At 60.7% G+C, this 14793-nt stretch carries 9 protein-coding genes and 2 tRNA genes; 1 reads left to right on the forward strand and 10 read right to left on the reverse strand.

Translation table 11 applies throughout. The features are described from left to right. The first annotated feature begins 99 nt into the window (after positions 1 to 99). The gene (locus NP552_RS18120) at positions 100 to 5166 is read left to right on the forward strand and encodes a hypothetical protein (protein WP_274096999.1); all 5067 of its coding nucleotides are present in this window, start codon (positions 100 to 102) and stop codon (positions 5164 to 5166) included. A 75-nt stretch (positions 5167 to 5241) separates the two neighbouring features. Here the strand turns inward: NP552_RS18120 and pnp are convergent, their stop codons facing one another. The 10 genes from pnp to secG all read right to left on the reverse strand — a co-directional run bounded on the left by pnp (position 5242) and on the right by secG (position 14793). Next, positions 5242 to 7347 (reverse strand): polyribonucleotide nucleotidyltransferase, encoded by a 2106-nt coding sequence (pnp, locus tag NP552_RS18125; RefSeq protein ID WP_043863817.1) that lies wholly within the window; start codon positions 7345 to 7347, stop codon positions 5242 to 5244. Positions 7348 to 7597: 250 nt separating this feature from the next. Further along, on the reverse strand, positions 7598 to 7867 hold the full coding sequence (gene rpsO / locus NP552_RS18130; protein WP_010222985.1) for a 30S ribosomal protein S15: 270 nt from the start codon (positions 7865 to 7867) through the stop codon (positions 7598 to 7600). 153 nt (positions 7868 to 8020) lie between these two features. Beyond that, positions 8021 to 8938, reverse strand: a complete 918-nt coding sequence (gene truB, locus NP552_RS18135) for a tRNA pseudouridine(55) synthase TruB (RefSeq protein ID WP_043863818.1) — start codon at positions 8936 to 8938, stop codon at positions 8021 to 8023. Positions 8939 to 8941: 3 nt separating this feature from the next. Then, on the reverse strand, positions 8942 to 9343 hold the full coding sequence (gene rbfA, locus NP552_RS18140) for a 30S ribosome-binding factor RbfA (RefSeq protein WP_043863819.1): 402 nt from the start codon (positions 9341 to 9343) through the stop codon (positions 8942 to 8944). Positions 9344 to 9465: 122 nt separating this feature from the next. Further along, entirely contained in the window at positions 9466 to 11970 is a 2505-nt protein-coding gene (infB, locus tag NP552_RS18145; RefSeq protein ID WP_043863820.1) for a translation initiation factor IF-2, read from the reverse strand. A 26-nt stretch (positions 11971 to 11996) separates the two neighbouring features. Next, positions 11997 to 13478, reverse strand: coding sequence for a transcription termination factor NusA (gene nusA / locus NP552_RS18150; RefSeq protein WP_043863821.1), 1482 nt, complete (start codon positions 13476 to 13478; stop codon positions 11997 to 11999). Positions 13479 to 13537: 59 nt separating this feature from the next. Next, positions 13538 to 13996 carry a ribosome maturation factor RimP gene (gene rimP, locus NP552_RS18155; RefSeq protein WP_043863937.1) on the reverse strand — a complete coding sequence of 153 codons (459 nt, stop codon included), beginning with the start codon at positions 13994 to 13996 and terminating at the stop codon, positions 13538 to 13540. Positions 13997 to 14126: 130 nt separating this feature from the next. Then, positions 14127 to 14203 (reverse strand) — tRNA-Met (locus tag NP552_RS18160). A 98-nt stretch (positions 14204 to 14301) separates the two neighbouring features. Further along, positions 14302 to 14387, reverse strand: a tRNA-Leu gene (locus NP552_RS18165). A 19-nt stretch (positions 14388 to 14406) separates the two neighbouring features. Next, a complete protein-coding gene (secG, locus tag NP552_RS18170) occupies positions 14407 to 14793 on the reverse strand; it encodes a preprotein translocase subunit SecG (RefSeq protein WP_078481335.1) in 387 nt (128 codons plus the stop codon).

Here is a 14793-nt window from a genome sequence, read left to right on the forward strand (position 1 = left end):
CGGGCGTTGCAATATGTACCACTGCCTTCAACAGGGCACCCTCTAACGTGGCAGGCGTCGTGAGCCGGATGAACCGGGTCCCCCGCTGCAGGAAACGCCATGATCGTGATGCCCTACTTTGAGCCCGGCACCTTGCGCGCAGGCTTCATCACCGCGCTGGAGACCGCACAGCGCGACCTGAGCCTGAGCATCATCGAAGCGCGGTGGCTGCATCGCCTGGCCGATCAAACGACCCTGCCGGCGAGCATGCGGGTGGAGGTGACAGGCAACCTGCAGCCACTGTCTGCCAATTGCCTGGTCATTCATCAGCGAGACCCACTGCTTGAGGCGACCTACCTGTACAGCCCATTGCATGGCGTACAGGGCTTCAACACGCTGCAACAGCTTGAAAGTGCCCTGCAGGCCCAGCTGACTCACCTGGGCGTGCCGAGCGAACCGCTGCAGTTCGTGAACCTGAGCGATGCCGTGTTCACGCGGTGGTCACACCACCTGATGCAACAGCAAATCGATCTGCTGCGGGGGCAATCCGGCGGGCTGGCCAAACTGCCCACCCTGACCGGTGTTCTCGACAGTTGCTTGAGCACAGCCTTCTCGACGCTGCTGGAGGGCGTCGACGACATCGCGCAACAACGGGTCCAGGTCATTGCCAGTAACGCCAGCGTGGTGCACACGCAGGCCCTGGCCGATGTTGCACTGGACGCGTTCAGCGGCCAGCCACTGGGCATCGACCTGAAGCGCCGCTTCGTACGCGATGGCACCGCAACGCACGACACGCCCGACCCACTCGCCTGCGAGCAGGCCCTTGCCAGCACTGCCAAGGCCGTTCCGGGGGCCTTTGCACAGGCCCTGCGAAGCTATTGGAGCAGTGTCGACAACGACGTGGGCAGCGATAACCGCGAAGCCCTGGCACTTGGCCTTGCCGACAACTACTGTCGTACGCTGTTGCGAGCGGCCAATGAACAACGCATCGACACCCCTCAGCTGCAATGGCTGCGTGAAGCGCTGATCCCCGACCTGGGCGCCTTGGGGGTGTGTAGCCTGGCGTTGGTGCCAGCGGCTCAGGACATGGGTAGGACGGTGCTGCTGGCCGACAGCCTGGCCCTGCAGCAACCGACCGATACCAGCAAGGGTGTGTTCCTGTTCAGCACACGAACCGGGTTCCAACACTTCGCCGATCAGGCCGCCCTTGAACGGCATTGCCAGGCCCTGCTCACACAACCTGCTTGCCCCGCCTCGATCAGCCGCGATGACTGGGAGCAGTTGCAAGCCAGCGCGACACCTGTGGTCAGGCTGGTCGAGGTCGGTCAACCGATATTCCTCGCACTTGCTGATGCGCTGATCGCACTGGTCAACCGGCGTCTTGCCCACGCACTACGCTTCCCCGGTGCCCAGAGCAGCACGGCCATGGCCGGGGTCGAAGATGCACTGGACATGCGCGCGCTGGTGGACAGGCGCCTGACCCACCTGGGGGTCAACGGTCGATGGCTGCCCGATGCACAGCCAGCAGTCGCCATGAGGCTGCCCGTGCCACCCAGCCAGAGCGTTACGCTGGTGGAGCGCCTCACCCGTGCCAGGGCACTGCATCAGCTGTTTCAATCCCTGGCCACCGCCCAGCCGAAGGTGCAGTCCTGTGTTCTGGACATGCTTGCCCCCAGCCTCGACGCCATCAGCGACGGCCAGTTGCACCCCTTGGACATCCAGCTCAAATGGGCAGAAAAGACTGGCACGGTGGTCGACAGGTTTCTCGAACAGCTGGGCGAAACAGGCAACCAGCACGCGCCGCAGGATCAGGTGCAGGTGCAGGACCGGCAAGGCTTGCCACTGTCGTGGCCGTCGGCACCCGTGATCCGGCAACAGATCGACACCCTTAAAGCGGGCTTTGCCTCGACCTACCTTGAACAACTCGAGGCGTTCGACACGGGTCGGTTGCGCCTGAAGGACAGTGTGGTGTCCCCGCTCACGAGCATGCGCAGCTTGTACGAAGCGCTGCTGCGCATCGAACTGGAGCAAGCCCGCGAGAACGGCGTGATCGATGACGCGCTGCTCGACCTGCTGCAGCAAGCATTGGACCGGCCGGGGCACAGTGCCATTCGCCTGCACAGCCTGAGCTTGTCGGTACCCGGCAAGGCCGGGCTGCTGCTACTGGCCGATGCATTCGTGCTGCAGCGGGCAACGGCCGACAATGACAGCCTGTTGCTCTGGTCACCGCTGGAGCCACTGAGTCAATTCAGCAGCGAAGCAGCCTTGCGCTCTGAAATGACCGGCGCATTCGACGACCCAGAGAAGCTTCATCAGTGGCTGAGCCTGGTGAACGCCGAAGACCTGCGCAACTGGCACACCCTGGCGCAGCTTCCAGGTGCCAGTCAGCCCAGCGTACGCCTCATCGAACAAAGCGAGCTGTTCGCGTTTGTTGAACACAGTGCGGCACGCTTTCGTGCTGCAACCCGGCGTTACTACCTGGGCTATGCCCTGCGCAGCAGGCTCGGCACCTCATTGCTGCAACGCTTCATCGATAACCAGGCCGCCAGGCACCCGTTCGAAGGGGCCTTGCAGCGGGTACGCGACAGCCTCGAGGTTCAGTATTTGCGCACCCTTCTACCGGCATGGCTATGCAACGCGACACCGCAGCAAATGAAAAACTACGCGCAACTGGTGCAGGCCTGCGCCCGTGTCAGCAACCCCAAGTTCAACTACCTGTTCTCGATCCCAACGCTCAACGACTTCGCCAACCAGCAGCTCAAGGCAGGGCTCGCCCAGGATTACCCGAGCGCACCGGACGATCCCGACCTGATTACCGTCACCTTCACGCACTTCACCCCCAACCCGGTGATGCCCGGCCAGACGCCCTCGCCGATTTCCTCGGACCTGGCCACCACCACCAAGACACTGAGCGAGTACGCCCTGACCCACAGCCGGTTGACCGGCACAGCGACAAGCATGAAGGTCAGCGTCACGCGACCAGGCATGGCACCTGAAGCGCTGGAAGCAGCCACCATCCGCAACATGATCGACCGCCTCGACGTGGCCAGTGCATACCGTGCCCTGCTCGAGAAGAAGTTAACCCCGCAGGATCCCGACTACCTCGAACGCCGTCATCGCTACACGCTGGTAGCCACCGCCTACCTGATGGAAGAGGGGTATCAGCATTTTCTGGACAACAAACTATCGGCCAAGGCGCTTTACTACTTTTCCCATGTGCTGGCCAAGCCGGATGCCCTCGCCCGCGACCTGGTCGAGGGCAGGAAGATCACCCTGTGCCAATTGCAGCTACGGGCCGAGCAAGGCTTCGCCCCCGATACCGTGAGGGGCATGTATGTGATCGGACCGCAGGGCGAACAGGACGGGCCCCTGGTGTTGTACTGCGCATACCGACCACACAAGATGTTGCTCGAGTTCAAGGACCAGGGCGCACTGCGCAGTGCCATCCTCTCGGACCCAGAGCTGCAACGAGATATTCTGAACCGGCTTCCCGACACGGTGCAGTCGCGATACGACCACAACGGCTTTCTTCACCCCCATTTGTTCTGGTCCTCATCGGACCTGTTCGATTTCTCGCCCACCCCCGGTGCGGTTCAACTGGTGCGCAGCGAGATCGAAGGCAATGCCCTTGACTACCTGTTCACCGAGAACGTGGCATTCCTGCGGGCACTGACCAAGGCACGCACGGTAACTACCGCCGAGGAATACTGGAATGTGCTGCGCTATGTAATGGGCCTTGCCATCGAGCAGAGTTCGTTTTTCCTGCCTGGAAAGCTGGCAGCCATGCTCAGCTCGCTACAGAGTGTCCAGTGGTTGCAGGCATCCGGTAACGCCGCTTTGCAGCACAACTGGGGCGAATCGCTTGCGGAGTTCGTCACCGCCCTGAGTGGCCTGGTCATGATGCGCCCAGGTGGCTCGAGCGTGAGCAGGAAGACCCCTGACGAGCCGTCACCCGTCACGCCTGCACTGGAACTGGACCCTGCCTGGAACGAGGTACTGCTCAACCCCCTGGTACCCAACCGGCTGAGTGACCTGCAGGCGCAGAACGTGCAACTCAAGGACATGGTCCGCAACACCACCCTGGGGCTTTATTTCGCCCCGGGTACCGAGCGTTTCTATTGCGTGATCGCGGGCCACGTCTATGAAGTGGCCAAGCCAGCACAGCAGTGGCAGATCATCAAGCAGGGCCGACTCGGGCCCACGCTGCAAAGAACGGGAAATCAGTGGCAGGTTGATCTGCAGGAAGGCTTGCGTGGCGGCGGTGCGGCCTACAGCAGTTTCGAAACGGCCCTGGCCGACGAAGACATATCCCTGCGCTACACCACGCTGGCTTCGGGGATGAAGAACATTGCCGCGCTCCAGCCGACCAAGTACCAGATGCTACTGCGTGCCCATGCCTTGAGCCGTCACTATCTGGACACCTGCCTGAAGAACCTCAACCTGTCTTCGCCCCAGGCGCCCCTGCCGCCCGAAACACTGAGCATCTTGCAAAACGTGTTCGACCACCCTCCCTCAGACCAGACAGTACGCCTGCTGCGTGACTATACCCAGCGGATACTGGACGAGCTGTTGTCGGCCTCGATGGACACGGTCACCTCCAAACGCCTCGTGGTGGGCATGAACATGCCCGATCAGCGCGATACCTACGGTTTCACCTACCACAACGACCCCGGCAAGCGGATCTTTCTCACCGAGCGCGTGTTCACCCTGCCATGGGACGTTTCGATTTACGCAACGCCACCGGCCATCGAGCTGCTCGCCCACCAGCAAGCAACGACGCTGATACACGAGCTGTCACACCAGGTACTTCGAACCGTGGATATCGCCTACGTGGAAGCCGCGGCCCCCTTCCCGGACCAGATCAGCCAGCACACGCGGGGCGGGCGTATCGCCTATCAGACGATCCTTGGCTACAAACAGAACGGGCTCTCGATCAACACCCCCGCCCAGGCGCTGTTCAGAACCTTCGACACCTCGAGCCAGACCTGGAGAGATATCAGGAAAAAGGATGGACGAGCCCTGCCCGCGATCTTTCGGCTAAGCAAGACAAACACCCTGGCAGCTGCACGCACTGCGTTCTACAGCGATCCGCAGGTACGCACCGACTTGATCCTGGCCAACGCCGACTCGCTGAGCCTGATCATCACCAACCTGGGGCGCAGGCGCTTTGCCGGCGCTGCCGGCTGAAAGCAAAAAAAATGCCCCGTATCCTGCGATACGGGGCATTGGCACTTCCGGGCAGTTACCTGCCCTGCTGCATCATCAGACGCCCGACGCCTTGGCGGCGGCAACGTCCTTGATCGACAGCTTGATACGGCCGCGGTTGTCCACGTCCAGTACCAGTACTTCGACTTCCTGGCCTTCTTTCAGGATGTCGGTCACTTTCTCGACGCGAGCATCGCTCAGCATGGAGATGTGAACCAGACCGTCCTTGCCCGGCAGGATGTTGACGAATGCACCGAAGTCGACGATGCGCTCGACCTTGCCGACGTAGATCTTGCCGATCTCGGCTTCGGCAGTGATGCTCAGAACGCGCTGGCGCGCAGCTTCTGCAGCATCCTTGGTTTCGCCGAAGATCTTGATCGAACCGTCGTCTTCGATATCGATCGACGCCTTGGTTTCTTCGCAGATGGCACGGATGGTTGCGCCGCCCTTGCCGATGACGTCGCGAATCTTGTCGGTGTCGATCTTCATCGCGATCATGGTCGGTGCGTTTTCCGACAGCTCGGTACGCGACTGGCCAATGATCTGGTTCATCTGGCCGAGGATGTTCAGGCGCGCTTCCAGGGCCTGGCCCAGGGCGATTTCCATGATCTCTTCGGTGATGCCGTTGATCTTGATGTCCATCTGCAGCGCGGTCACACCCTTGGCGGTACCGGCTACCTTGAAGTCCATGTCGCCCAGGTGGTCTTCATCACCCAGGATGTCGGTCAGGATGGCGAACTTCTCGCCCTCTTTGACCAGACCCATGGCGATACCGGCTACCGGCGCCTTCATCGGTACACCAGCGTCCATCAGGGCCAGGGAAGCGCCACAGACCGAAGCCATCGAGCTCGAACCGTTGGATTCGGTGATCTCCGACACCACGCGGATGGTGTACGGGAACACGTCGGCGGCCGGCAGCATGGCCTGGACCGAACGACGGGCCAGACGGCCGTGACCGATTTCGCGACGACCAGCACCGCCCATGCGGCCACACTCGCCCACCGAGAACGGCGGGAAGTTGTAGTGCAGCATGAAGGGGTCTTTGCGCTCGCCTTCCAGGGTGTCCAGCAGCTGTGCGTCACGTGCAGTACCCAGGGTCGCAACGACCAGGGCCTGGGTTTCGCCACGGGTGAACAGGGCCGAACCGTGGGTTTTCGGCAGCACGCCGACTTCGATGTTCAGCGGGCGCACGGTCTTGGTGTCGCGACCATCGATACGTGGCTTGCCGTTGACGATGTTTTCGCGAACGGTGCGGTATTCGATTTCACCGAAGATCTCTTTGACTTCAGCGGCAGTCGGCTGGCCTTCTTCGCCGGAGAACTTGGCGATGACCTGCTCGCGCAGCTCGCCCAGGCGAGCATAACGGTCGGCCTTGACGGTGATGGTGTAGGCATCGGACACCGCGGCACCGAATTCGCCACGAATGGCGCTCAGCAGCGGGGTGTTCTCGGCCTTGGCAGTCCAGTCCCAGGTAGGCTTGGCGGCTTCGGCAGCCAGCTCCTTGACGGCCTGGATCACGGCCTGGAATTCATCGTGGGCGAACAGCACGGCGCCCAGCATCTGGTCTTCGGTCAGCTCCTTGGCTTCCGATTCGACCATCAGCACGGCGTCGGAGGTACCGGCAACGACCATGTCCAGGCTCGAGGCAGCCAGTTGCTCGTAGGTCGGGTTCAGCAGGTAGCCGGTGCTTTCGTGGAAAGCGACACGGGCGGCGCCGATAGGGCCTTCGAACGGAATGCCGGAGATGGCCAGCGCAGCCGAGGTACCGATCATGGCTGCGATGTCCGGATCGGTTTTCTTGCTGGTGGAAACGACGGTGCAGACAACCTGCACTTCGTTCATGAAGCCTTCAGGGAACAGCGGACGGATCGGACGGTCGATCAGACGCGAGGTCAGGGTCTCTTTCTCGGAAGGACGGCCTTCACGCTTGAAGAAACCACCAGGGATCTTGCCGGCGGCGTAGGTCTTTTCCTGATAGTGAACGGACAGGGGGAAGAAGCCTTTGCCTGGATCGGCCTGTTTGGCACCGACCACGGTCACCAGCACGGTGACATCGTTGTCGACGGTGACCAATACGGCGCCGGACGCTTGACGAGCAATACGGCCCGTCTCGAGGGTAACGGTCGATTGACCGAACTGGAATTTCTTGATTACCGGGTTCACGGTTTCCTACCTTCTTCAGTGGCTCTGGGGGAACTGGTTCTTGCGAATTCTTGGGCAGCACAGGGAATCGGCCCTGTTGGCAGTCCAGATAAAACTAGAGGTTGGGAGCCTGCCCTGCCCTTGCGGTAAACCGCGCGGGCGAGGCAGACAGCCAACCTCATAGATACGCGCGGCGTGCTCACCCGCGCGGGGGCCGAAGCCCTCGGCGGATGACAGCAGCACGCCGTGCACACCACTGACCAGGCCGCTATTAGCGACGCAGGCCCAGACGACCGATCAGGGCGCTGTAACGAGTGGTGTCTTTACCTTTCAGGTAGTCCAGCAGCTTGCGACGCTGGTTTACCATGCGGATCAGACCACGACGGGAGTGGTGGTCTTTACCGTTGGCCTTGAAGTGGCCTTGCAGCTTGTTGATGTTGGCGGTCAGCAGGGCAACCTGCACTTCCGGGCTACCGGTGTCACCGGCTGCTTGCTGGTATTCGCCAACGATCTTTGCTTTTTCTTCAACGCTGAGTGCCATCTGGCTTCTCCAATATCAAGGGAAACCGTACGCACGGTTTCCAATAGGCCAGGGACAGATCCCTGTATTTAAAAGTGAGGCGTGACCGTGCCTATTGACAGCCATCCTCTTGCCCGCCAGTGCCGGGCCTGAACCCGACACTGAAGGTTTCGATCATTCCGACCGAATCAGTCGACGTGGCGCAATGCGCCCGTCTTCGCTCACTTCACCGATACCGATGAAACGACCGTTGTGATCCTGCACGCGGACCATGCCGAACTTCGGCGCATCCGGTGCACGCACCGGCTGACCATGCAGCCAGTAGAACGCGCTGTGCTCGGAGAAGTGCAGCAACGGCCAGTCCTGCAACCCGCTGTCCGATGGCATCAGGAAGCGGTCGACCGCTTCGTTCCCACCTTCGGCGTGCACCTGCTCGAGCTCTTCGAGGGTGACGGTCTGGGCCAGTTCGAAGGGGCCTGCATGCGTACGGCGCAGCTCTGCAACATAGGCGCCGCAGCCCAGCTGCTCACCGATGTCCTCTACCAGCGTACGGATGTAGGTGCCCTTGCTGCAGCCTACCGAGAGGCGTACCCGGGTGCCTTCGCACTCGAGCAGCTCCAAGCGGTTAATAGTAACAGAACGCGCTTCACGCTCCACTACTTCGCCTGCACGTGCCAGCTTGTACAGCGGCTGGCCATCGCGCTTGAGCGCCGAGTACATCGGCGGTATCTGGCTGATTGGACCACGAAACTGTGGCAGTACGGCTTCAACGTCGCTGCGACCAACGGTCACTTCGCGGGTTTGCAGAATTTCGCCTTCGGCGTCGCCCGTGTTGGTGGTCTGCCCCAGTTGCATCACCGTCTCGTAGCCCTTGTCGGACTCGAGCAGGTATTGCGAGAACTTGGTCGCCTCGCCGAAGCACAGCGGCAGCACGCCACTGGCCAGCGGGTCGAGGCTGCCGGTATGTCCGGCCTTCTCGGCGTTGAGCAGCCAGCGCACCTTCTGCAGGGCAGCATTGGAGGTGAACCCCAACGGCTTGTCGAGCAGGATGATGCCGCTGACGTTACGACGGATACGCTTGACCTGAGCCACCGCTTACTCCTTGGTGTCCAGGGGGGTATCGTCGGACTTGTGCTGGCTGTCCTCGGCGACCGCGCGCTCGATCAGTGCCGACAGATGGGCACCGCGGGTCACGCTCTCGTCGTAGTGGAAGTGCAGTTGCGGCACGCTGCGCAGCTTCATTTCCTTGCCCAGTTGCATGCGCAGGAAACCGGCGGCGCTGTTGAGCACCTTGAGGCTTTGCTTGATGTCTTCTGCGCTGTCCTCGCCCATCACGGTGATGAACACCTTGGCGTGGCCGACATCGCGGCTGACGTCGACGGCGGTGATGGTCACCAGGCCGACGCGCGGATCTTTGACTTCGCGACGGATCAGTTGCGCCAGTTCGCGCTGCATCTGATCGCCGATACGTTGGGTACGGCTGTATTCTTTTGCCATGTTTTGCTACCTGTAACTAAAGCGGCAAACGCCCGGCCAGGCTTGGGCCTGACCGGGCGTTGCGTTCAGAGCCGCCGACCTGCGCCTTGCGGCGGGCGATCTGCGGCTCCCAAGCTCGCGGCTTAGAGCGTGCGAGCCACTTGGACTTTCTCGAAGACTTCGATCTTGTCGCCGACCTTGACGTCGTTGTAGCTCTTGACGCCAATACCGCACTCCATGCCGGCACGTACTTCGGACGCATCGTCCTTGAAGCGACGCAGCGACTCCAGTTCGCCTTCGAAGATCACCACGTCGTCGCGCAGTACGCGAATCGGACGGTTGCGGTAAACCACACCCTCGGTGACCATGCAGCCGGCGATGGCGCCGAACTTCGGCGAACGGAACACGTCACGCACTTCGGCGATACCCAGGATGTTCTCGCGAACATCGCTGCCGAGCATGCCGGTCAGGGCTTTCTTGACGTCTTCAATGATGTCGTAGATCACGTTGTAGTAACGCATATCCAGACCTTCCTGCTCGACGATCTTGCGCGCGCCGGCATCGGCACGCACGTTGAAGCCGAACAGTACTGCATTGGAAGCCAGGGCCAGGTTGGCGTCGCTCTCGGTGATACCACCGACACCGCCGCCGATCACGCGAACCTGCACTTCGTCGTTGCCAAGACCGCTGAGGGAGCCCTGCAGGGCCTCCAGAGAACCACGCACATCGGACTTGAGTACGATGTTGAGGGTTTTCTTCTCTTCCTGGCCCATGTTCTCGAAGATGTTCTCGAGCTTGCCAGCGTGGGCACGTGCCAGTTTGACTTCGCGGAACTTGCCTTGACGGAACAGAGCCACTTCACGGGCTTTCTTCTCGTCGGCAACCACGCTCAGTTCGTCACCGGCATCCGGGGTGCCATCCAGGCCGAGAATCTCGACCGGGATCGACGGGCCGGCTTCCTTAACAGGCTTGCCGTTCTCGTCGAGCATGGCCCGTACACGGCCGTAGTTCGAACCGCACAGCACCATGTCGCCCTGACGCAGGGTACCGTCCTGAACCAGCACGGTAGCCACCGGGCCACGGCCCTTGTCCAGGCGCGACTCGACCACGACACCACGGCCAGGGGCCGATGGGGTGGCCTTGAGCTCGAGGATCTCGGCTTGCAGCAGAACGGCTTCGAGCAGTTCGTCGACGCCGGTACCCATCTTGGCCGAAACCTTGACGAATGGCGTGTCGCCACCCCAGTCCTCGGAGGTCACGCCTTCGACGGCCAGTTCGTTGCGGATGCGGTCCAGGTCTGCACCTGGCTTGTCGATCTTGTTCACTGCAACGACCAGTGGAACACCTGCCGCCTTGGCGTGCTGTACCGCTTCACGGGTTTGCGGCATCACGCCGTCGTCCGCCGCGACCACCAGGATCACGATGTCGGTCGCCTTGGCACCACGGGCACGCATTGCGGTAAACGCGGCGTGACCCGGGGTGTCGAGGAAGGTGACCATGCCACGGTCGGTTTCCACGTGGTACGCACCGATGTGCTGGGTGATACCACCGGCTTCGCCGGCAGCTACCTTGGCACGACGGATGTAGTCGAGCAGGGAAGTCTTACCGTGGTCAACGTGGCCCATTACGGTCACGACCGGCGCACGGGAGAACGACTCGCCTTCGAACTTCAGGGACTCGGCCAGGGAATCTTCCAGCGCGTTGTCGCTGACCAGCGTGACCTTGTGGCCCAGCTCTTCGGCGATCAGCTGAGCAGTTTCCTGATCGAGCACCTGGTTGATGGTGACCGGAGTACCCATCTTGAACATGAACTTGACGACTTCAGCGGCCTTGACCGACATCTGCTGTGCCAGCTCGGAAACGGTGATGGTCTCGCCAATGGCCACGTCGCGGATAACCGGACCGGTCGGGCTCTGGAAGCCGTGGGCATTGCGCTTCTTCATCTTGCCCTTGCCACGGCCACCACGGCGGAAGCTGTCGCTTTCCTCTTCGGTGGTACGTGGGGCGGCACGTGGAGCTGGCGCCTTTTCCTTTTCCTTGACCTTGACCGATACGCGCGGGGCCTCGTTGCGGCGCTCGCCACCACGGCGGTCGTCGTCACGCGACTTGTCGTTGCGACGGGCGTCTTCGGCTTTCTTGCGCTCGACACCCGGGGCCGGAGCTGCAACCGGCTCGGCAGCTGCAGGCGCAGCCGTCACGGCTGGTGCTGCAGCGGCTGGCGCAGGTGCGCTGGCCGGCTGACGGCTGGCGGATTCTTCGGCACGTTTACGCGCTTCAGCTTCAGACTTGTCGCGTGCTGCGTTTTCAGCGGCACGACGTTCTTCCAGCTCGCGATTCTGCTCAGCCTGGATTTCTTCGGGGCTGCGCTGTACGAAAACTTTCTTCTTGCGTACTTCTACGCTGATGCTCTTGCTACCAGCAACACGCAGGGTGCTGGTGGTCTTGCGCTGCAAGGTAATCTTGCGCGGCTCTTCCACCTTCGCCTTGTGGCTGCTTTTCAAGTGGGTCAGCAGAGCCTGCTTCTCACTGTCGGTCACTACCTGACCGGCGTCGGTGTGCGGCAGACCTGCCTCACGCATCTGCTGCAGCAGGCGCTCTACCGGTGCAGCGACCTCTTGGGCCAATTCTTTCACCGTGACTTGCGTCATGCACTTCTCTCCTCAGGCCAGCCTACTTACTCGAACCAGTGGGCTCGGGCGGCCATGATCAACTTGCCGGCACGTTCTTCGTCGATGCCGTCGATGTCGAGCAGGTCATCAATCGACTGCTCGGCCAGGTCTTCGCGGGTAACCACGCCGCGCACCGCCAGTTCCGCCGCCAGATCCTTGTCCATACCCTCAAGCGAGAGCAGGTCTTCGGCCGGATGGGCGTCTGCCAGTTTTTCCTCAGTAGCGATGGCTTTGGTCAACAGGCGGTCCTTGGCACGCGCGCGGAGTTCGTTGACGATCTCCTCGTCGAAGCCATCGATGTTGAGCATTTCTTCCAGCGGTACGTAGGCAATTTCTTCCAGGCTGGTGAAACCTTCGTCAACGAGAACCTGCGCCAGCTCTTCGTCGACTTCCAGCTCTTCGATGAAGTTACGCAGAATGTCGCCGGTTTCAGCTTGTTGCTTGGCCTGGATGTCCGACTCGGTCATCACGTTCAGGGTCCAGCCGGTCAACTGGCTGGCCAGACGTACATTCTGACCACCACGGCCAATGGCTTGCGCCAGGTTGTCCGCGGCTACAGCGATGTCCATCGCGTGGGCATCTTCATCAACGATGATCGCCGCGACTTCTGCCGGCGACATGGCGTTGATGACAAACTGGGCCGGGTTGTCGTCCCACAGGACGATATCCACTCGCTCGCCGCCCAACTCGCCAGACACTGCCTGTACGCGCGAACCGCGCATACCGATGCAGGCGCCTTGCGGGTCGATGCGCTTGTCCTTGGAGCGGACAGCGATCTTGGCGCGAGAACCCGGGTCACGGGAAGCCGCCATGACCTCGATAAGGCCCTCGGCGATTTCCGGCACTTCGATGCGGAACAGTTCGATCAGCATCTGGGGCGCGGTACGCGACAGGATCAGCTGCGGGCCGCGGTTTTCGGTGCGGATTTCCTTGAGCAGTGCACGTACACGCACACCGACACGGAAAGTCTCGCGGGAGATGATGTCTTCACGGGCCAGCAGCGCTTCGGCGTTGTTGCCCAGGTCGACGATCACGTTGTCACGGGTAACCTTCTTGACGGTACCCGAGATGATTTCGCCCAGACGCTCGCGATAGGCATCGACCACCTGTGCGCGCTCGGCTTCGCGGACCTTCTGCACGATGACCTGCTTGGCGGTCTGTGCAGCGATGCGGCCGAACTCGATGGACTCGATCTTCTCTTCGATGACATCGCCAACCTTGGCTTCAGGATGGGTTTCCTGAATCTTGCTTGGCCAGGTTTCGATCGCAGGATCGTCAAGATCCTCTTCCTCGACCACCGTCCAGCGACGGAAAGTCTCGTAGTTACCGGTGTGGCGGTTGATCTCCACACGCAGGTCGACTTCATCTTCGAAACGCTTCTTGGTAGCAGTGGCCAGGGCCACTTCCAATGCTTCGAAAATCACGTCTGCCGGTACACCCTTTTCATTGGATACCGACTCAACAACCAGCAGTACTTCTTTGCTCATCGTACGCCTCGCCTTTCGCAAGCCATTGGGTCCGCACGAACTATCGGACCCGGCATGTCTCAGTCAAAACTGGGAATAATGTTGGCCTTGTCGATCATGTCGATCGGCAGAAGGAATTCGTGGTCATCTACCTGCACCACGACATCCTGCTCTTCCACACCGCGCAGAAGGCCCTGAAAATTACGTCGACCTTCGAAAGGCGAGCGCAGTTTAATCTTCACCTGCTCACCGACATACTTTGCAAACTGTTCAAGTGTGAACAGCGGGCGTTCCATGCCAGGAGAGGAAACTTCAAGGGTGTATTCAACGGAAATGGGATCTTCGACATCCAGAATGCCGCTGATCTGACGGCTGACGATGGCGCAGTCATCCACCAGCACACCGCCTTCTTTGTCGATATAAACGCGCAACATTGAGTGGCGGCCTTGAGCCGAAAACTCGATACCCCAGCATTCATAGCCTAGGGCCACGACCACCGGGGCCAACAAGGCCTGCAACTCTTCTAGCTTGCTCGACACCTGAACCCCCTTGTGCATGCTATGCAAATAAAAAATGGGCGAAGCGCCCATCCCTGATACGCCGGGTGAATACCGGCGCTGAGAACTGATCAGCTAACAAAAAGCCCCTGAAAAGGGGCTCTGCTGAAACTGGTTGCGGGGGCTGGATTTGAACCAACGACCTTCGGGTTATGAGCCCGACGAGCTACCAGACTGCTCCACCCCGCGTCAAAGCTGGGGCGAAAGTATACGACCGAACCCCGCGAGGGGTCAATCTAACCTCCACCTACAAGAAAGCCCGCTGTAGCGGGCTGTCTTGTTTCAATTGGTACCGAGAAGGGGACTCGAACCCCTACACCCTATGGGCACAACCACCTCAAGGTTGCGTGTCTACCAATTCCACCACCTCGGCAATACTACTTTGAAACCCGTTACTTCTGCTCTTGAGCTGGAGGTACATCGCCGGTGTTGCTGGCGGGTGCCTGTTGCTCCTGGAGCACCGGTACATCATCTGTTGCCGGTTTTTGCTGCTTCACTTCAAGTACCGCTGGATCTGGAAGCCCTACCTGAGTCAGCTGATGAGCTTTCTCTTTAGCAAAGTAACCTAACCCTAGGGCGGTTATGAAGAAACTGGCGGCAAGTATAGCAGTAAACTTACTAAGAAAGGTAGCAGAACCTTGGCTTCCGAACACAGTATTTGAAGCCCCTGCGCCGAAAGATGCACCTGCTTCCGCACCTTTACCCTGTTGCAGCAACACCAGCACTACCAAACCCAGTGCGCCCAACAGATGAAAAACTACTACGACTGTTTCCAGCAT

The sequence above is a fragment of the Pseudomonas sp. 8209 genome (assembly GCF_028682105.1).
Taxonomy (GTDB): Bacteria; Pseudomonadota; Gammaproteobacteria; order Pseudomonadales; family Pseudomonadaceae; genus Aquipseudomonas; species Aquipseudomonas palmensis.